Here is a 20,405-nt window from a genome sequence, read left to right on the forward strand (position 1 = left end):
CGCGACAACGTTGATAACTGGAATTTACATGAATATTTTATCCGGCCAAACAACTCAACCGCATGATTTGTCATACTTCATCTATGCCGGCTTCAAAAATCCCTTTATACAGCGCTTTAGTTGCCAATTTGCTGATAGCAATTACAAAATTCTTTGCCGCTGGTATAACCGGAAGTTCGGCGATGGTTTCTGAAGGTATTCACTCGCTGGTTGATACAGCGAATGAGGTTTTGTTGCTGCTTGGCATTGAGAAAAGTAAAAAACCTGCCGATAAGCAAAGGCCGTTCGGCTATGGAAAAGAGCTTTATTTTTGGGCCTTTGTTGTTTCGGTTTTAATTTTTGGTGTAGGAGGCGGCATCTCTTTTTATGAAGGGGTAACCCATCTGATTCATCCGACCGAGATTCAAGATCCGAAATGGAACTACATAGTTTTGGGAATCGCGTTTTTATTCGACGGCATTTCTTTTCTTACGGCAAGGAAGGAATTCAGGCGGCAGCGCGGAAAGACTCCGTTTTGGCAAGCTGTAAAAAGCAGTAAAGACCCGTCTACATTTGTTGTTTTATTTGAAGATGCAGCTGATCTGCTGGGGTTAATCACTGCTTTCCTGGGAGTATTTCTTGGCCATCACTATAATAATCCTGTTTTTGATGCTTTAGCTTCGATGGTTATCGGATGTATTTTAACATTTATCTCTATCATTTTGCTTCGTGAAAGCAGAAGCTTATTGATGGGAGAAGCTATAGATGAAGAGGCACTTCAACAGATCATAAAAATTATCGAAGGTGATGAGTCCGTTAAATCCGTACTTCACCACCGTTCAATGTATCAATCGCCCGAAGAGATTATTCTTGCTCTGAATATCATATTTGAAAAAGAACTTACCACCACGCAAATAACTACCTCAATCACCCGAATCAGGGAACTTATCCAAACAGAATATCCTTCGATAAAACATATTCTTGTTGAACCTGATTCTGTCGCTACTTAGCAAATCTACTTGTCGCTTACTGAAGTGATCCACCAGGTATTTCCAGATGGGTCGATAACGCCGCATGTTCTTCCGTAATCCTGGTCGGAAAGTTCCATGACGCTTTTGCCTTCACACTGGAGAGCTTTTTCGTAGCTATTATCCGCGCTTTCAACATATACAAAGAAGTTGCAGGTTTGCTCGCGGAATTTATCTGTGGCATCACAAAACATGATCGTGCTTCCGTTAACATTTATTTCAGAGTGCATGATTGTTTTTTCGTCTTCTCTCATTCTCTTAAATGTTACTTCGGCTCCAAAAACTTTTTGAGTGAAATCAATAAATTTTGCCGAATCAGCTAACATTAAATACGGCATAACAGCCTGATGTCCTGTTGGAATTTCCATAATCTTAAATTTTTAATTGTTTAACATGATTCGAAATTACAGCAGTTAGTAACAGCGAAATTGGAAATAAACGACATTATTGTTTCCACTTATTTGCTTCGACTATGCGGTTGAAATAATGATTAGGATTATGACCCGAAAACTTTTTGAAATCGTGGATAAAGTGCGACTGATCATAATAACCGCAGTCATATGCAATTTCTGTTAGGGAAGAAAAGGGTTTCGAGTAGGTTCCGAGTGCTTGCTGAAACCTGCTTATCCTGGAAAAGGTTTTGGGACTGAATCCTGAAAATTGCTTGAATTTTCGCTCAAACTGGCGTTGCGAAAGGCAGTAATCGTCTGCTAGTTCTTTAACAGTTTGTCTGCTCCTGGAATGTATAATTTCACTGATCGCGGAAAATATTTCTGCAGGTTGCTGCTTGTTGTTTTGCAACCTTTTTTTGAAAAACTCAACCAGGATATCAATCCGCCCAGAGTTGTTTTTGGAGAACATCAACTTTTCGACAAGTTCGCTACCTTCGGCGCCGATAATGGTTTGAATGTCCACCATCTCGTTATTCAGCTCATCGGCCGGAATATTGAAAATCAATGGAACGGCGAATGGATAAAGATAAACGCCGAAAATTCCAAAATCCTGGTCAATACTAAACCGGTTATATCGATCTGACTGCCCCGCCAGGCAAGCGGCAAATGTTTTTCCAGACTTGCCGTTTTCGATCAGGTCATCGAATAAACCTTTGTAATGAAATACCATTTCAGGACAGCAGTCGGCTAATGTACGGTGAACATACCGCTGTCCTTTATCAACAGATCCTTCTAAAACCCAAAAATACCTGATAATGGAGGCAAGTTCTACAGGCGGCTGTATGATCTGATACTTCATTATTTAAATTTACTACTATTTGTCGATTAGCGTCATACTTAACGAGTTGCCGTCATATCTTAACTCCCAAATTGCCGTAAATGATGGTCTAAATGTTTCCACTGAAGTTTGTCCCATTCTTCTAAGGTCAGCTTACCGAAAAAAGGATGAGGCAATTTTGTTATTTGATCCTGGCCGTTTGAATAACGGCTTACTTGCTTAATAAGTTCCTGCTTCTCTGTTTCAAAATCGGGTGTATGTTTAATTACGAACTGCTTTACAGTTGGCAAGCCTTTAGAAAGAGGCTGATCACTCATTAATTTCTTTTTAGCCATTTTTCCAAATAAAAATCCCAGCAATCCGCCTTTTAAGTTTAGTTCGCCGAAGGATACTTTGACCGGCTGCTGGCAATGGGCAAGCATTTGGCTGACGTTCATTTTCCCCCATAAAGCTTGTGAATCAATTGTTAAATTCTGTATTCTATTGATCATATCCGCATTGTCTGCAGGGTTATAAATACTTTTCATATCGTTAGTAATTGAGTTAATAGCGAATTACGGCTGTGGAGCCAATAAAAAATTAATTTAGTTTCACTCTAAACTACCAATCAAATTTCCAACTTTCACTTATTTGTTACAAAGCACTTATTTTTACGAGTAACAAAAATCCGCAGCATGAACGTCGAAATCCTGGCTCGAATTCAATTCGCATTTACCATTTCGTTTCATTACATCTATCCTCCTTTAAGTATTGGCCTTGGTCTTGTTATGGTGGCAATGGAAGGTCTTTATCTCAAAACCGGCAATAAAATGTATGAAGACATGACCCGGTTTTACACGAAGATCTTCGCGCTGATCTTTGGCATCGGCGTAGCAACCGGAATCGTTATGGAATTTGAATTTGGAACCAATTGGGCAACTTATTCTAAATATGTCGGTGATGTGTTTGGCTCGGCGCTGGCCGCAGAGGGAATTTTCGCTTTTGCGCTTGAATCGGGATTTTTAGGTGTGCTGCTTTTTGGCTGGAATAAGGTTAGTCCACGGGTGCACTTTTTCGCCACGGTTATGGTAACGCTTGGTTCGATGTTTTCTGCAATATGGATTGTAGTAGCAAATTCCTGGCAGCAAACGCCGGCCGGATACCATATTGTAGGTTCCGGTTTGCAGGCCCGGGCAGAGATAACGGATTTTTGGGCAATGGTGTTTAACCCTTCGTCGGTAACGAGGGTATGGCATGTATGGATCGGGTCGTTTTTGTCGGGATCCTTTCTTGTGTTAAGTATCAGCGCCTGGTACATCGTTAAAAATAAGTATTTGCAGTTCGCGAAATCAGCATTTAAGATCGCCTTGGTTATAGCAACCATCTCGTCCGTTTCTCAATTGTTTTTTGGCCACCGCTCTGCAGAGATTGTGTCTGAATATCAGCCTGCTAAACTTGCTGCGCTGGAAGGGCATTTTGAAAAATCCGCCCCAGCAGACATGTACCTGTTTGGCTATGTAGATAAAAAGAATGAAAAAACCGTCGGCCTTAAAATTCCAAAAGGACTTTCGTTTTTAACGCATGGTGATTTTAATGCCCCGGTGCGCGGACTAAAAAGTTTTGCTCCGGCTGACAGACCACAGGCGCCGAATTTCGTGTTTCAGAGTTATCACATAATGATCGCGATCGGAAGCTTTTTGATCGTGCTTACGTTATTTTCCTGCTGGCTATGGTGGAAGAACGCTTTATTCAATAAACGGTGGCTGATGATTTTATTTACCTTTTCGGTATTTCTGCCGCAACTTGCCAACCAGGTCGGTTGGTATGCCGCCGAAACGGGCCGCCAACCATGGGTGGTGTATGGACTGCTGCGGACCAGTGATGCCCTTAGTAAAGCTGTAACGGCAAACCAGGTAATATTCTCATTGATTTTGTTTACCCTGGTTTATGCGTTGCTATTTGCCTTGTTTATCTACCTGCTTAATAAAAAGATCAAGTATGGTCCGTATGGAAAAGGCGATATAGATCACAGTCCTCAGCATAAAATAATGGCAGAAGAAATTGGAACACTTTAATATGGCAACATTTTTAGGCATCGATTACGCTACCTGGTGGTTTATGATCCTGGGTGCGGTTTTTACGGGGTACGCGATACTTGACGGTTTTGATCTGGGAGCGGGCGCTTTACATTTATTCTTTAACAAAGAGTCGAGCCGCAGGATAGCTTTGAACGCCATCGGCCCGGTTTGGGATGGAAATGAAGTTTGGCTGGTGATAGGAGGAGGAGCTTTGTTCGCTGGATTTCCGCCGGTTTATGCAGCCGTTTTTTCAGCATTTTATGTGCCTTTTATGTTGTTCCTTACGGTTTTAATTTTCCGGGCGATTTCTATCGAGTTCAGAAGTAAGGAACCGATGGCTTGGTGGCGCCGGATGTGGGACATATCCTACTGTATCTCCAGCGCAACAATTGCTTTTTTACTTGGCGTTGTTCTCGGAAACATCCTCCTAGGTATTCCGATTGACAAGGATGGCAATTTTACCGGCGATCTGATCTATTTTCTTAATCCTTACGCCTTAATGGTCGGTGTTACAACTTTGGCGCTATTCATGATGCACGGCGCCATTTATCTGGTAATGAAAACAGAGGACAGACTTTATACTAAATTGACGATCCTGGTAAGAAACACAACCATCTTTTTCTCGATCTGCATCTTGCTTTTGAGCTTTTATACCATTTTATATATTCCGCATCTTACAAATACCATTCGCCATCACAACTGGATGTTTCTCATACCGGTGGGCATGGTATTCAGCATTGCCAATATCACCAGACAAATTGCCAGGCATAAATTCATTTACGCTTTTATTTCGTCTTGTGTAACGGTGAGTTTGTTGTTAATTATCGTAGCGGTCGAACTTTATCCTAATATGGTAATATCAACGGTCAATCCAGCCTATAATATAACAGTACACAATGGATCATCATCGGAAAAGTCATTAATGATTATGCTCATCGTTGCCGCAATTGGCGTACCGCTGGTGGTAGCGTATACTTCTTTCGTTTTCTGGACCTTTAAGGGCAAGGTAAAACTCGACGAAATGAGTTACTAGGGATGGTATACGCTAGTTATGCCGGTAAATCCGGACGATGAACAAGCGCTTCCAATGATAGTAGTTTTTGTATAAAGCAAAACAGCTGATCAATAAAATGCCGGCAATTCCTTCCATCAGAATAACGTCCCGGGTTCCAAGTTTTTCGGCCATGATACCCGTTAGCAAACTGCCGATAGGTAAGATGCCCTGATAGGCCATTAGATAGTAACTGATTGCCCGGCCGCGCATATTCGGCAGCGTATGTGTTTGTATGTAGGTATTAATTGAAGCAGTCTGCATCATCATACCCATTGTGGCAAGCGTGACGCAGATCAGCGAGAAAACTAAAGCAGGGGAATATGCTAAAAAGATAAGCCCCAATCCAAGTAAACTCGAAGCGGCAACGGTTATTTTAGTGAGATACTTATGATCTTTTAGCGACGCCATATAAATAGCACCGATCATGGCGCCCAAGCCGCCGGCGCTTTCGAACCAGCTGAATGTTACAGCGTTTCCATGGAAAATGTCTTTAGCTAAAACGGGTAGTAGGGTAGTGAATGGAATAACCAGCAAGCTTGAAATAGCAAGTGTCAGGATAAGTGAAGACAAATCCGGAGCCGATCGTAAATAAGAATAGCCGTTTTTCAGCTCAACCCAAATATTTTCGGTGCTTTTAGTTAAGGGCGTTGTGTTGATTTTCATGGTAACCAAGCAGAAAATCACAGCGACGAAGCTCAGAAAATTGATAATAAAGCAGGCGTCTTCTCCGATCGTACTTAAAACAATTCCAGCTAAGGCCGGGCCAATCAATCGGGCAGCGTTAAATGCTGATGAGTTTAGTGCCAGGGCATTTGAAAGGTCTTCTTTTTTTTCAACCAGATCGACCATCATTGATTGCCGGGCATTGGTTTCAAAAGCCGCTAAAACTCCCTGGGTCATGCTCAGAAATCCGATCCAGAAAATATTGTACCACTGGAACCAGACGAGCAAAGCCATAAATCCGGCCTGGATCATCATACCAATCTGCATGAAAAGCACAATTTTATACCGGTTATTCCTGTCGACAAAACTGCCGATATAAGGCGCCAGAACTAGTGAAGGAATCAATCCAAGGAAGGTAACAAGCCCAAGCAGATAAGCTGAGTTTGTTAAACGATACACCAGCCAGCTAACTGCTACCCGCTGCATCCATGTACCGATCAGAGAAATCGATTGACCGGTAAAATGTAGTCTGTAATTACGTGAATTTAATGCTCTGAATATTGATGACATTTAACTTAATTAGATGCTGATATTTTTTCAATTAATGGAACCGCTGCTTCTAAAACGGCGAATTCCTCTTCTGTTAATTTGTTTTGTATCGATGCGGTAAGCCATTCTACCCGGCTATGCCATATTTCAGATAGGTGACCGCGCCCCGCATCCGTAAGTGCAATCTTACTTTTACGTTTATCTTCCTCCGGCGTGATTTTCGTTATACATCCCAGCTCGCAAAGACGGTTTAGCTGCTGCGAAATAGCCTGTGCTGTTACTTTTTCCATTTCCGCAAGTTCCGAAGGCAACAAAGTCCCGTATTGGTCAAGCAGGCCCATCGTCATCATTTCAGAGTGGGAGAAAGTCGAGTTAGTATCCTGTTTTCGTAATTGCCTGATTAACCGGGTGATTGCAGCTCTAAGAAGTGCGGCGGTTTGGTAAGCGTTATTCTCATTCATTTACTAAAGCTATTTAATAAAGTAACTTTACAAAAATACAAAAATTGCTTTTTATTCAATGGCGTTTGGGATGCTTAGATATTTTATGTATTTAAGATGATAATTGAGGTTCGATAAACATATATGACATCGAAAAATGTTGACGCAGTTGTTATCGGTGCTGGCCCAAACGGGCTTGCAGCAGCTATCACGCTGCAACTAGCCGGGATATCGGTGTTGGTAATCGAACGAAATGAAAAGGTTGGCGGAGGGCTCAGAACCGCAGAACTGACCTTGCCAGGCTTTAAGCATGACGTTTGTTCAGCTGTACATCCTTTAGCAATCGCATCGCCTTTTTTTAAGAAATTGCCTTTGTCTGATTACGGATTAGAGTTTATTCAACCAACAATTTCTGCCGCTCACCCTTTTGATGACGGTAAAGCTGTTACATTAGAGCGATCTTTAATTGATACCGCTGATTCGTTGGGGCATGATCGTGATGCGTATCTGAATCTTATGAGTCCGACTGTGGGAAATTGGGATGAATTGATAAAGGATATTCTCTCACCACTCAAAATGCCAGGTCATCCAATTGAACTGTTACGGTTTGGATTGACGGCTTTAAGATCTGCCCAAGATGTTTCCGGGAAATTTACAACCCAAAAGGCCCGGGGCTTATGGGCGGGAATGGCTGCTCATTCGATACAACCATTTCAAAAATTGACAACTTCCGCAGCTGCTATGGTGCTGCTGGCAGCAGGGCATAAAGGTGGCTGGCCAATTGCAAAAGGTGGATCGCAATCGATAGCTGACGCACTTGCCGGTCATTTCATAGCATTAGGCGGGAAGATCGAGACCGGCATTGAAATAAAAAGCCTGGCTGATATTCCTCCAACGAAGGTTGTTTTATTTGATCTGACGCCCCGGCAGATATTGAATATCGCTGGCGAAGATCTTTCGGCGTTTTACAAATGGCAGTTAAACCGGTACCAATCCGGGAGCGGGGTTTTTAAAATTGACTGGGCACTGTCGGAACCGGCGCCATTTACTGCACCGGCCTGCAAAAGTGCCGGAACTATACATTTAGGAAACAGTTTTGAGGAAATCTCCTTATCTGAAGAACAGGTTTCAAAAGGAATATATCCCGCAAAGCCGTTCGTTTTATTCACACAGCCAAGTGTTTTTGATTGCTCGAGAGCACCGGTTTCAAAGCACACAGCATGGGCCTATTGTCACGTTCCATTTGGTTCAACTATTGATATGACTGCTCAAATTGAAAACCAGGTTGAACGGTTCGCGCCTGGCTTTAAAGAAGTGATTCTGGCTAAAAGCACCATGAATACACTGCAACTGGAGCAGTACAATCCTAATTATATCGGTGGTGACATTAACGGCGGAGCATTTGATATTACCCAGCTATTTAGCCGTCCGGCCTTGCGCTTTTCTCCGTACAGAACGTCTTCAAGGAAATTTTATATTTGTTCCTCATCAACTCCTCCCGGAGGTGGAGTCCATGGAATGTGTGGTTATTATGCGGCTAAACGAGCTCTAAAAGATATTTTTGGCTTACAAGCCATTGCTATTTAACCGGCTTGGGAATTACAACAATACTTTCATGTCCTTCAGCGTCTACCGATTGAATTCCGAAAAAGTAATTATCCTTTGAGTAGTTAAGATTGGCCTTTGTGTCGCTGGTGTATAGTTTCCGTTCCCAAACAGGACTGGTCGTTTCCCTCATCACTACATAATATCCGGCTGGTTTTTCGCCTTTGGGGGTTTCCCATTTCAAACTGGTTTTATTGGTCAGTCCGGAAGTGACAACGCCGGGATTTACCGGTTCTAACGGCGCTAAAGCCAGATTAGCGAGCGTCGAAAGATTCATTCGGGCAACTTTTTGAACATAATTGTAATCTACAAAATCGGGTGTATCACCATAATCAATTCCGTTTTCGTTGCGGACATTCTGGTGCTGACGTTCAAAGTTTTCATTCATCTCGGTAACCCGGATTGCGGCGAACCCTTGCTGTGAAAATGGTGTGTGATCGCCTCCTCTCAGATACCTGTCGCGACGGTATATAAGCTTAACCTCAAGCTGATCCACATAACGTTCGCCTATCTCTTTCATATACCGGGCAAATTGCCGTGCAGGTTCGTCATTTTCTAACCCTGTACTCATGCGTAAGCCAGCCTGCTGTTGCGTTTCGCCAGCCGGAACACCTTCACTGAAAACCCGCACGCTGCGATTATCTTTTAAATCGGTTTCCATACCATAGGTATTGCCAACAATATCATTAGTGATCATGCCGGCTACGTTCCAACCAAGGTCTTTTGCTTTTTTAGCAAGATTGGTCGCACCATTCAATCCTTGTTCTTCGCCGACCATCGCGACGAATACCAGAGTTGCGTTGAACCGTTGTTTACTCATTACCCGCGCCAGTTCCATGGATGTTGCCGTTCCGGATGCGTCGTCATTAGCGCCGGGAGCAAACGATTTCGCATCCATCACGTCAGTAGCTCTTGAATCATAATGGCCGGAGATTATAAAAATACGGTTGTCATTTGGATCGGTTCCGGGTAAGGTCGCCACTACATTTTTCATGATGGTCGGGTTCGGAACCCGCCCGCCCGCGGTCTGCGTAAATGTGTCAAACTCAACTTTCAGTCTTCCGCCAGAAGCTTTTGAGTAATTCTCAAATTCAGATTTTATCCAGTTTCTCGCCGCTCCGATGCCGGTTTTTGTACTTGTGGTATCACTAAGAGTATGCCTCGTTTGAAAGCTTACGAGCTTACGGATAGTCTTCTCTATATTTTGGGATGAAACTTCATCGACCATTTGTTTTATAACCGGATCTTGTTTTTCGATAGTTTGAGCAAATCCGGAAGCAATCAGCATGGAAAGGGTTATAATTGAAAGTACGATTTTCATTTTACCAAAATAAATAAAGATTATCATCCGTAATTATTTGCCTGTAACAAATTTGTTAGTACAATCACATGATAGTAAGTCTGCTATTTGATAGGTTTGTAATTAGACTAAACTAAAAACAATACAATGAAAAGAAATTTACTGCTTACAACGATGCTCGGCGTTTACTTGAGCGCTGGGTTTGCCCAAACCGAATCGTTTGATGCCGCTGCAATTCAAAAAATCCGTGACGAGGGTTTAAAGAATTCAAAGGTTATGCAAACAGCGTTTTATCTTACTGACGTATCGGGACCGCGTTTATCCGGATCGCCTGGTTTAAAAAACGCGCAGGAATGGGCGGCAGGCCAACTTAAAGCGCTCGGCTTACAAAATGTTAAGCTTGAGCCCTGGGGAAAGTTTGGTAAAGGCTGGCAGGTTGATAAATACTATGCCGCTATGACGGCGCCATATTACCATGCATTGATTGCTTCCCCGAAAGCATGGACACCCGGAACCAACGGTCCCGTTAAATCGGAGGTTGTCCTGTTAATTGCCGACAGCGTTGCGCAACTCGATCAATATAAGGGCAAACTGGCCGGAAAGATTGTCATTTTTGACTCGAAAACCTTAACAACTGCAACCAACTTTAATGCTGATGCCAGGCGCCTTGCAGATTCTGACCTGGTAAAAATGGAAAATGCGGCACCTCAGCAGGCAGGACAGCGAAGGAATTTTGCCGACAGTCCGCAATTTCGTGAAATGATGAAAATGCGCACAATGCGCCAGCAAATCAGCGCATTTTTAACAGACGAAAAGGTAGGATGTATTTTAACTCTTGCCCGTGGTAACGATGGCACGTTTTTTACATCTAACGGAGCTTCGTATGCAGAAGACGCCAAGCCGGTTGCACCGGAACTCGAAATGTCTGGTGAAGACTATCTGCGCTTACTTCGTTTAGTGAAGGGCGGAATCAAAGTTCAAATGGAGGTTGATACCAAAACAAGTTTTTATGATCAGGATCTTAATGGTTACAACGTTATTGGTGAAATTCCGGGAACAGATAAAAAGTTAAAAAATGAAGTAGTGATGATTGGCGCTCACTTTGATTCATGGCATGCTGCAACAGGAGCTACCGACAATGCCGCAGGAAGCGCTGTGATGATGGAGGCAATTCGGATTATTAAGGCGGTGGGCCTGAAACCGAAAAGAACAATCCGCATCGCTTTGTGGAGCTCGGAAGAACAGGGATTGTTCGGATCAAAAGGATATGTTACTGAACATTTGGGCGATGCGAAAACAATGGTTCTGAAACCTGAACAGCAAACTATTTCAGCTTATTATAACCTGGATAACGGAACTGGCAAAATCCGGGGAGTTTATATGCAGGGAAATCCGCAGGTAAAACCAATATTCCAAAGCTGGCTGCAACCATTCAATGACCTGGGTGCTAAAACATTGACGATTAATAACACAGGAGGTACCGATCACTTGTCATTTGACGCCGTTGGTGTACCGGGCTTCCAATTCATCCAGGACGGAATTGACTATGGCACTCGTACTCACCATAGCAACCAGGATACTTATGATCGCCTGATTGAAGATGATTTAAAACAGGCAGCTACGATTGTAGCCGCGTTTGCTTATAACACCGCGCAGCGTGCCGATAAGCTTCCGCGAAAAGAACTTCCGAAAGCAGTATCAGATTCCAAATAATCAATATATTGCCATGAGCATAATCAGTGGGTTTTAGCCGCTGATTATGCTCATTTTTTAAAAGCCAGTAGATGATATTAATAATTGAAGATGAACCTAATGTAGCATCCGCAATAAAGCGCGGGCTTGAAGACATTGGTTTTGAAACAAGTATTGCATCAAACGGACTTACGGGCCTGCAAATGGCAACGGATTATCCGTTTGAACTTATCATTCTGGATTTGATGCTTCCGTTAATGGACGGCATCCAGATTTGTCAGCTGATCAGGGAGAAAAAGCAATCAGTTCCTATCCTTATGCTCACCGCTCTTGATTCAACCGAAAATATCGTAACCGGACTTGACAGCGGGGCCGACGATTATATGGTGAAGCCGTTCAAAATGATTGAACTTGCGGCACGCATCCGTACCTTAATGAGGCGGCAAAATGGGAAAATGCCAATGCCGGCTAACATCAGCAAAATCGCCGATCTCGAAATTGATACCGAAGCTAAGTTGGTAACGATAAAAGGCGCTTCACTCAATTTAACGCCTACAGAATATCGCCTGCTGGAGTATTTTGTAAAAAATCAGCGGAAAGTATTATCTCGTATACAAATTTTAGAAAACGTTTGGGACATCGATTTTAACCTGGGAACAAATGTGGTGGACGTTTACGTAAACTATCTAAGGAAGAAGATTGATAAGGAAAATCCGAATAAACTCATCCACACGGTTTTTGGAATGGGATATATCATGAAAGAAAGTGATGCATGAAGATTCAAACCAAAATAAGCCTGCTGTTTCTCACTCTGTCAACCGGGATACTCATTTTGCTGAATGCGTTCATCTTATATTTTGAGTATCAATTCAATTACGCGGACTTTTTTAAACGGCTTGAAACCAGGGTAAACCTAACAGCTCAGATCAGGCTTTTTCCCGGCGAAAAAAGTACCGCTTACTCAGAAGTACGAAACAGGTACCTGGAGAAACTTGATTCGGAAAAAGAGCAGCTTATAAAAGCGGATTCTTCCGGAAGTTTCAAAAATACTACGCTGCCCAATGAATTTTTTTTCGAAGTGACGAAGCTGGGCACGGCGCAATACAGAACCAACAACCAATTTTTCGCTGGCAAGATATTTTCAAAAGCCAATCAAAAATACCTGGTGGTTGTATCGGCACTAAATCCTTATGGTTTAAGTGAAATCCAGGAATTACAACGTATACTTTTTATTGGGTTCCTTGGCTCGCTGATCATCGCGTTTTTTGTAGGGAAGATGTTTTCTTCATACACGTTTAATCCGGTCCGAAAACTAACGGATCAGGTAAAGATCATCACCTCAAATAATTTACACCTTCGTTTAGATGAGCCTGCAGGGAAGGACGAAATAGCGGAATTAACGCATACGTTTAACAATATGCTTAACAGGCTCGAAACGGCCTTCGCAACGCAGAATAACTTCGTCAGCAATGCATCGCATGAATTGAGAACGCCACTGACGATAATTAACAGTGAGCTCGAATTTGCGTTGTCTAAAGATGATTTAACAGTCACCACAAAAGAGACGCTGAATCTTATCCATAGCGAAACGGACAAACTGACGCAGATACTAAATAGCCTGCTGCTCTTGGCTCAATCAGGGTTTGACGGGAAAAAGCAAAACTGGCAAAAGATCAGGATTGACGAACTGCTCTGGCTGTCCGTTGAGGCGGTAAGAAAAATAAATATTGACAGTAAGATACAGGTTGATTTTAATGATCTGCCGGAAAATGAGAACATGCTTCATGTGAACGGTAATAATAATTTGCTGCGCCTGGCGATTACAAACATCATTAATAATGCATGTAAATACTCGCAAAATAAACTTGTTTCGATTAAGCTATACGTTGAGCATAAGAAAATCATCATCTCGGTGACGGATGATGGAATTGGTATTCCGTTAAACGAACAGCAATATATTTTCGATCCTTTTTTCCGGGCTTCGAATACGCATGAATTTCAAGGGCACGGCGTAGGCTTACCGCTTACCCTTAATATTATTCGACTTCACAAAGGCACGATCGCCATCCGCTCCGAGGAAAATGCAGGAACCGAAATACAGGTTCTGCTGCCAGTTGCCGAAGCGTAAATTCTAATCAAATTCTAATAAGTTTCTTAGGTGCCGTTAATTACTGCTAGCTACAATTGTGTATAAACAATTTAATCAGCTAAATAATTAATGCCATGAAAACGATTTTAATTCCAACAGATTTTACACTTAAATCTCTTGATTGTATCCCATCCATTGTGGCGTGCAATCCATCGAAAAAGCTCAAACTGGTTTTGGTACACGTTATGAAAGTAACCGATTCAATGCAGGATCTGTTGATGCTTTCCAGGAGATCCGCCGAATACAAAAATATATCTGAAGATTTTTATAACACGTGCGCGGTTTTAAAAAGGACATTTACTGAAAATATCGTTTCAATAGAAATTGAATTTTTTTACGGAAGTACAGTCGCTGTTTTTAAAGATTTTCTGGAAACACACGAGGTCGATGAAATTATCAAGCCCGATCAATCTTACCAGCTTGTACACAAGATGAGCATCGATCCTGCCGCGCTTCTTGGCCGTTGCGGGTATAGGGTTGTCAATGTCCGTAATTACAAAACACCGGTTGCTGAACATTCGCAGCTAGAAGAATTGGTGTAATGACTAACCCCTAAAAAATTGTTATGCTACTTAAAGATAATATACCGGTAAGCTACGTTTTCGGTAAGATCAGGAAGGAAATCGCCGTCCTCACTATTTATTCGATTGCCGTTTATGCCGCTCATACCTACTATGGATTTCCCGGCGTTTCGATTCCTATTGCGGTTCCGGCGATTTTGGGAACTATCATATCGTTATTGCTTGCCTTCCGGTCAAACCAGGCGTACGACCGTTGGTGGGAAGCAAGAACCCTTTGGGGAGCGATTGTGAATGATTCGCGTTCATTCGCCCGGCAGGTCTTGTCGTTTATCGATAACTCTTATGATGAAGAGAATAAGCACGCAATGAAAGAGCGCTTGATTAAAAGACAAATCGCCTGGTGCTATAGCCTTAGTCAGCAATTGCGCGGGCAAAATGCTCATCAAAGTTTAAAAAACTACATTTCAGAAGAAGAGAATTCAGCGCTTAAGAAATTAAAAAATGTACCGCTGGCATTGATGGAACAGCATGCTAATGACCTGCGTCTGCTGCTTCGCATGAACTGGATCAATGAATATCAGCAGGTAGCTATGGATGAAACGCTTACACGTTTCTCGAATGCAATGGGCGGTTGTGAGCGGATAAAAAATACGGTGTTCCCTGCGACATACAGCGTTTATATTCACTTTTTAGTTATACTTTTTGTGATGCTTTTACCTTTCGGGCTGATCGAATCTTTTGGTGTATTTCAAGTTCCGCTGGTTGTGGCCATTTCATCGTCCTTCTTTTTGATTGAAAAGATGGCCATTCATCTCCAGGATCCATTCGAAAATAAGCCTACAGATACGCCAACTACGACGATCAGCCGGAAGATCGAGGAAGATTTAAGAGAATTGCTTAAGGATGAGTACGCCAGGGACGTTGAAGTGCCTTCAGCATCATCCAGGAAACAAGTTATGTTTTATATTTTGTAAGGTTGATTTAGTTAGTTAGTGTTCCCGGCAAATCTGATTTGCCGGGTTTTTTATTTTAATACCGCGATGTCCGTATTTCGACTTCTGGTATTTAAGCGTTGCGAAATATAAAGTCCGATTTCATTGCCTTCAGATAATCCGTTCCTGATCGACGACATATAGTGTATGCCGCCGTAAAAGCGACTGATAGCAGCTTCCTGCGCGGCATGATCAAAGGATTTAAATTTCCTCGGCGGCAGTTTAAATTCGGTTTCTGTTGAATCAGTAAAAGCAAAATTATTACCGAATAATTTTGCTAAAACAACCGCCGATGCAGCCGAAATAACACTGTGGCCACTTGTGTATTCGGGAAATGGCGGTGTTTGAAGAAGCGGTGCCCATTTTTGATCGATGTACTGATTAATTACGGTTTCAGGTCTGATGGCCTTACTGCGGTACTTTTCATGCCAGCAGCCGATGAATGCATCGGCCAAAGTTATCGACAACCTGGCGTAAGCCTCTGCGGAACGCACAAAATCCGCATTTTGCCGCTTGCAGGCCAGTCGGGTAATATTAATCCAATGACCGCCGGGAGAGATTTTTTTCGAAGCGTACATCACATGTCCGTTGATATTTAGCTTAAACGGGTTACAATCCCAGAAATTGGCTATTTCGGTTTGCAGGGACGTTGCTTGTGCCACTACATGGTACACGTCTAAAACTTCATGGTAAAATGGGCTGCTTTTATCCATTGAAAAAGGAAACGGCGGCGTAGGCTTAAATTGTTGAGCCGAGTCAATAATGAACGTGCGGATTTTGTTCCAGTGAGGCTCCACAGCTCGCATATATCCCGGCGGCGTCGGCTTCCAACTCGCTGAATCATCTTTCACCGTGTATTTTGGCAGCGAGCGGGTTTGCTTATAATTGTCTGATTTTGACCATTTAATTACATGCTGAGCTACCTGGTTTCCAAACTCCAGTGAATTGTTAAATACCTCATCAGGCATTCCGGTTTCTTTAAACTCATTTAAAATTTGCTCTTTAAATTGGTCAACCCGTCCTTCAGACAAAACCATCGTCTTGCCTACCGTTAAAATTGCGTTGACTGCGGCCAGCTGAAAAGCATATTTCTTGTTTTTATCGGGCTGTGGAAAAGCCGTTAAGCCATGTGCCTGGCCCGCAAGAGAACGATATGCCGGATTGTCGTGGATTGCTGCTTCATAGCCGGCAATGTTGATATAAGCGTAAGTACGGCTGGCAACAGGAGGGGAGTAAATGTCGTGTACCATCACATCAGTCATCAACTTAACCGATCTGTGCAAAAATTCAGGATTGCTTGACTCTTTTTTCCAATCGTTTGTTTTGCAGCAATTCAGACATAAGATGACAAGCAAAAAGAAGGGCGAAAATTTCATTAAGTGGTTTTGATTTCGAGGCTTACCCTCAAAATTAAAGAAATCTCTTTTATTTGTCACAAATACCAGTGATATTTCAGGTTTGAAAATTGATCTTAAAGTTCGCCCCGGTTTTAAGATATTAGAGAACATACTGACAAAACCTAACTAACCGTAATGAATCAAATCTATAACCGAATTAATTTCGCGTGCTTTTTTCTGCTCGCGTTGATCTGCGGATGCTCAGGTAAAAAGGCAAATACACTTTTTAGATTGCTGCCATCATCAGAAACGGGCGTCACATTTACTAATACTATAACAGAGAGCGATACAACAAACATCTTAAACCAGGCAAATCTTTACAATGGCGGCGGCGTTGGTATCGGCGATTTCAATAATGATGGTTTGCCCGACATGTATTTCGCCGGCAATATGGTTTCAAATAAACTATATCTTAACAAGGGTTCGCTGAAATTTGACGATGTTACAGATGCCGCCGGTGTTGGCGGTGAGGGCAGATGGTGTACCGGTGTTTCAGTGGTCGATATAAATGCTGATGGATTACTGGATATTTATGTGTGTACATCGTTTCGTAAAGATGTAAAAAGACGAACCAATCTTCTGTATATTAACCAGGGCGTTAATAAAGAAGGGGTGCCAGCCTTTAAGGAATCCGCTCAAAGCTATGGGCTTGCAGATACGGGTTACAGCACACAGGCTGAATTTTTTGACTATGATCTGGACGGAGATCTGGATATGTATCTCGTTACGAATGAATTGAATGACCCTAAAACACCTATAAAATTTAGGCCAAAGGTAACTGACGGATCGGCCCTTAATACCGATCGTTTATATCAGAATAATGGAAACGGAACTTTTACCAACGTTTCAAAAAAAGCTGGAATACAAATAGAAGGCTGGGGGCACTCAGCAACAATTTCTGACTTTAACATGGATGGCTGGCCCGACGTTTATGTAAGTAATGACTTTGTAGCAAACGATCTTCTTTATATCAATAACCAGGATGGAACATTTACCAACCGGCTTTCAGAATATTTGAAGCATGCCGGCTGGAGTGCAATGGGAACCGACGTAGTCGATGTTAACAACGACGGCTTGCCTGATATCATGTCTTTGGAAATGCTTCCTGAAAAGAATTTGAGGAAGAAGGAAATGATAGGCGGCGACGAATATTTTAATTATTTCAACGCGAAAAGATTCGGCTATGAGCACCAATATGTGCGCAACGTTTTACAGCTAAACTCAGGCATGACGCCAGACAAACATCCTGTATTTAATGACATAGGTTATATGGCCGGCGTTTATGAAACCGACTGGAGCTGGACTCCGCTTGTCGCTGATTTTGATAACGACGGTTTGCGGGACCTGATCATTACAAACGGCCTTCCGCGCGACGTTACTAACCTTGATTATATTGAATACAATAGCGGCCAGGGTGGTGGAAAGGCCGATCTTTCCTTAAAAATGGTTGATTCACTTCCGGTGGTCAAAATCGCTAATTATGCTTTCAAAAATACCGCGAACGGCTATAACTTTCAAAATCAAACGCAAGCATGGGGCTTCGATAAACCTGCATTTTCAAATGGTGCTGCTTACGCCGACCTGGATAACGACGGCGACCTGGATGTGGTGATAAATAATATTAACGATGAGTCTTTTGTCTACGAAAATCAGCTAAGCAAAATTAAACCTGGAGATCATTTTCTTACCGTGTCATTCAAAGGTGAAGGTTTGAACACGCAAGGCTACGGAGCTAAAGTCCGTATATATTACGACGGTGATAAACAGCAGTTTTATGAGCATCAGCCTTGCCGCGGTTACTTGTCGACCGACGACCAGCGAGCTCACTTTGGATTAGGCGGCACGAAGCAAATTGATTCTTTGCGAATTCAATGGGCTGACGGGAAAAGTCAGCTAATAACAGGCATTCAAGCCGATAAGCCGCTAACAATATTTCATAAAAATGCTAAAGATGTTTTTGATATCTACTGGAAAGAAAAATCGCAAAAGCCTTTGTTTGCAGATGCTTCCGGCATATCGGGAATTCAATATACACATGAAGAAACGGATGTGATCGACTACAATATACAGCAAACATTGCCTCATAAACTGAGTCAGTACGGGCCGGGTATCGCTGTTGGTGATATAGATAACAACGGGTTTGATGATTTCTATATCGGCGGTTCAGCAGGTAAACCTGGTATATTCTTTATGCAGGATGCTGGCGGCAAATTTACAAAGAGCAATCGTATTCTGAATGAGCCGCTCAAGGAAGAGGAAGATAACGGCGTTCTTCTTTTTGATGCCGATGGCGATGGGGATCTTGACTTATATGCAGTCAGCGGAAGTTATGAATTTGAAAAGGGCCATACAGCGTCACAGGACCGTTTATATATCAACAATGGAAAAGGTTTTTTCTCTAAAAGCTTTAACGCCCTGCCAATTGAATATTCCAACGGATCTTGTGTGAGAGCGGCAGATTTTGACTCTGATGGTGATCTTGACCTGTTTGTGGGCGGAAGAGTTGTTTCGGGCGAATATCCGCTTGCCCCTGAAAGCTTCCTATTTAGAAACGACCAGGGTAAATTTACTGATGTTACCGACCAGCTTTGTCCCGAATTGAAGCATGCCGGTATGATAACTGATGCTTTGTGGTCTGATTTTGATCGCGATGGAAAGCCGGATCTTATTATAGCCGGCGAATGGATGCCGGTTAGTTTTTACAAAAATACAGGATCAGGCTTTACAAATGTAACGCAGCAGAGCGGCATCCCCGGGCATTTAGGTTGGTGGAACAGCCTTGTTTCCGGCGATTTTGATAACGATGGTGATATTGACTACGTTGCCGGTAATCTCGGACTTAATTCGGATTATAAAGCTACCGACAATCAGCCGATGACAATCCTTGCCAAGGATATTGATCAAAACGGCTCCACGGATGCCATGGTGTTTTGTTACCTGAGAGCGGAAGACGAAAGTATGCAGCCATTTCCGATGAGCACCCGTGACGATGCGGTGGCGCAGGTAATTTCGTTCCGGAAGCAGTTTCCTTCGTTCAAATCATACGGAAAAGCAACGATGAATGATCTCTGGAAAGAAGAAAACCAGAAAGATGCCATTAAGCTTAAAGCGAATGACATGCAAACCAGTTATATCGAAAATAAGGGTAACGGAAAGTTTGTTATTTCACCACTGCCATTGCAGGCGCAGGCGGCGCCCATTTACGGTATGCTAAGTCTGGATACTGATAATGACGGGCTTCTGGATATTCTTATGGTTGGCAACGACTACGGCATGGAACCGGTGAGCGGAAGGCACGATGCATTTTCGGGACTAATGTTAAAAGGCGATGGAAAGGGAAAGTTTTCAGCTGTTCCGCTGCCTAAAAGCGGCTTCTATGTAAATGGTGATGGAAAAGGCCTGGCAATGGTCCGCACGGCTAAAAATGAAAATCTGTTACTCGCTTCGCAAAACCAGGATAAATTAAAAGTTTATAAAAGCACGAATACTAAAAACTCAGCTGATAAAACAATTCGTTTATTGCCTGATGATTTTTATGCTGAAGTGGAATATAAAAATGGCTTAAAGAGGCGTGTTGAATTTTATTATGGATCAACTTACTTCTCGCAATCCAGCAGAATACTCAACGTTGGCGACAATGTGAAAAAAGTGGTTATTATAAATTTCAAAGGCGCTCAACGAACCGTAATTCAATAAATCGACAAAACAAAAAGCGGAAGCCATTACTGATTTCCGCTTTTTCAAGATTT

The 20,405-nt window shown here is 42.6% G+C and carries 17 protein-coding genes; 10 read left to right on the forward strand and 7 right to left on the reverse strand.

Annotated elements, in window-relative coordinates; all coding sequences use genetic code 11:
* Positions 1 to 62 precede the first annotated feature (62 nt).
* A complete protein-coding gene (locus GS399_RS15465; protein WP_237487962.1) occupies positions 63 to 989 on the forward strand; it encodes a cation diffusion facilitator family transporter in 927 nt (308 codons plus the stop codon).
* 5 nt (positions 990 to 994) lie between these two features.
* Here the strand turns inward: GS399_RS15465 and GS399_RS15470 are convergent, their stop codons facing one another.
* From GS399_RS15470 to GS399_RS15480, 3 genes are all read right to left on the reverse strand, one after another.
* A complete protein-coding gene (locus tag GS399_RS15470) occupies positions 995 to 1,375 on the reverse strand; it encodes a VOC family protein (RefSeq protein ID WP_160845547.1) in 381 nt (126 codons plus the stop codon).
* 76 nt (positions 1,376 to 1,451) lie between these two features.
* Positions 1,452 to 2,258, reverse strand: a complete 807-nt coding sequence (locus GS399_RS15475; RefSeq protein ID WP_160845548.1) for a helix-turn-helix domain-containing protein — start codon at positions 2,256 to 2,258, stop codon at positions 1,452 to 1,454.
* 59 nt (positions 2,259 to 2,317) lie between these two features.
* The gene (locus GS399_RS15480; RefSeq protein WP_160845549.1) at positions 2,318 to 2,764 is read right to left on the reverse strand and encodes a DUF1569 domain-containing protein; all 447 of its coding nucleotides are present in this window, start codon (positions 2,762 to 2,764) and stop codon (positions 2,318 to 2,320) included.
* 147 nt (positions 2,765 to 2,911) lie between these two features.
* Between GS399_RS15480 and GS399_RS15485 the strand changes: the two genes are divergently transcribed.
* Both GS399_RS15485 and cydB read left to right on the forward strand, forming a co-directional pair.
* Positions 2,912 to 4,291 (forward strand): cytochrome ubiquinol oxidase subunit I, encoded by a 1,380-nt coding sequence (locus GS399_RS15485; protein WP_160845550.1) that lies wholly within the window; start codon positions 2,912 to 2,914, stop codon positions 4,289 to 4,291.
* A 1-nt stretch (position 4,292) separates the two neighbouring features.
* Positions 4,293 to 5,327, forward strand: a complete 1,035-nt coding sequence (gene cydB, locus GS399_RS15490) for a cytochrome d ubiquinol oxidase subunit II (RefSeq protein WP_160845551.1) — start codon at positions 4,293 to 4,295, stop codon at positions 5,325 to 5,327.
* Positions 5,328 to 5,339: 12 nt separating this feature from the next.
* Here the strand turns inward: cydB and GS399_RS15495 are convergent, their stop codons facing one another.
* Positions 5,340 to 6,581 carry an MFS transporter gene (locus GS399_RS15495; protein WP_160845552.1) on the reverse strand — a complete coding sequence of 414 codons (1,242 nt, stop codon included), beginning with the start codon at positions 6,579 to 6,581 and terminating at the stop codon, positions 5,340 to 5,342.
* 5 nt (positions 6,582 to 6,586) lie between these two features.
* The gene (locus GS399_RS15500; protein WP_160845553.1) at positions 6,587 to 7,021 is read right to left on the reverse strand and encodes a MarR family winged helix-turn-helix transcriptional regulator; all 435 of its coding nucleotides are present in this window, start codon (positions 7,019 to 7,021) and stop codon (positions 6,587 to 6,589) included.
* 123 nt (positions 7,022 to 7,144) lie between these two features.
* Between GS399_RS15500 and GS399_RS15505 the strand changes: the two genes are divergently transcribed.
* Positions 7,145 to 8,587 carry a phytoene desaturase family protein gene (locus GS399_RS15505; RefSeq protein ID WP_160845554.1) on the forward strand — a complete coding sequence of 481 codons (1,443 nt, stop codon included), beginning with the start codon at positions 7,145 to 7,147 and terminating at the stop codon, positions 8,585 to 8,587.
* Here the strand turns inward: GS399_RS15505 and GS399_RS15510 are convergent.
* Positions 8,580 to 9,926, reverse strand: coding sequence for a M28 family peptidase (locus GS399_RS15510; RefSeq protein ID WP_160845555.1), 1,347 nt, complete (start codon positions 9,924 to 9,926; stop codon positions 8,580 to 8,582). The two genes, GS399_RS15505 and GS399_RS15510, sit on opposite strands and share 8 nt — an antisense overlap.
* A gap of 126 nt (positions 9,927 to 10,052) precedes the next feature.
* Here GS399_RS15510 and GS399_RS15515 point away from each other — a divergent pair, with 126 nt between their 5' ends.
* The 5 genes from GS399_RS15515 to GS399_RS15535 all read left to right on the forward strand — a co-directional run bounded on the left by GS399_RS15515 (position 10,053) and on the right by GS399_RS15535 (position 15,241).
* Positions 10,053 to 11,618, forward strand: a complete 1,566-nt coding sequence (locus GS399_RS15515; protein ID WP_160845556.1) for a M28 family metallopeptidase — start codon at positions 10,053 to 10,055, stop codon at positions 11,616 to 11,618.
* A gap of 71 nt (positions 11,619 to 11,689) precedes the next feature.
* Positions 11,690 to 12,373, forward strand: a complete 684-nt coding sequence (locus GS399_RS15520) for a response regulator transcription factor (RefSeq protein WP_160845557.1) — start codon at positions 11,690 to 11,692, stop codon at positions 12,371 to 12,373.
* On the forward strand, positions 12,370 to 13,725 hold the full coding sequence (locus GS399_RS15525; RefSeq protein WP_160845558.1) for a HAMP domain-containing sensor histidine kinase: 1,356 nt from the start codon (positions 12,370 to 12,372) through the stop codon (positions 13,723 to 13,725). The genes GS399_RS15520 and GS399_RS15525 overlap by 4 nt, the downstream gene beginning before the upstream one ends.
* A 95-nt stretch (positions 13,726 to 13,820) precedes the next feature.
* Complete coding sequence (locus GS399_RS15530; RefSeq protein ID WP_160845559.1) at positions 13,821 to 14,288, forward strand: hypothetical protein; 468 nt, start codon at positions 13,821 to 13,823, stop codon at positions 14,286 to 14,288.
* A 23-nt stretch (positions 14,289 to 14,311) separates the two neighbouring features.
* Positions 14,312 to 15,241 carry a bestrophin family protein gene (locus GS399_RS15535; protein ID WP_160845560.1) on the forward strand — a complete coding sequence of 310 codons (930 nt, stop codon included), beginning with the start codon at positions 14,312 to 14,314 and terminating at the stop codon, positions 15,239 to 15,241.
* Positions 15,242 to 15,291: 50 nt separating this feature from the next.
* Here the strand turns inward: GS399_RS15535 and GS399_RS15540 are convergent, their stop codons facing one another.
* Entirely contained in the window at positions 15,292 to 16,635 is a 1,344-nt protein-coding gene (locus GS399_RS15540) for a vanadium-dependent haloperoxidase (RefSeq protein ID WP_160845561.1), read from the reverse strand.
* A gap of 156 nt (positions 16,636 to 16,791) precedes the next feature.
* On the opposite strand from GS399_RS15540, the gene GS399_RS15545 reads away from it, so the two are divergent.
* The gene (locus GS399_RS15545; protein ID WP_160845562.1) at positions 16,792 to 20,352 is read left to right on the forward strand and encodes a VCBS repeat-containing protein; all 3,561 of its coding nucleotides are present in this window, start codon (positions 16,792 to 16,794) and stop codon (positions 20,350 to 20,352) included.
* Positions 20,353 to 20,405 lie beyond the last annotated feature (53 nt).

Origin of the sequence: Hufsiella arboris, assembly GCF_009834875.1 — a bacterium.
GTDB classification, from domain to species: Bacteria; Bacteroidota; Bacteroidia; order Sphingobacteriales; family Sphingobacteriaceae; genus Hufsiella_A; species Hufsiella_A arboris.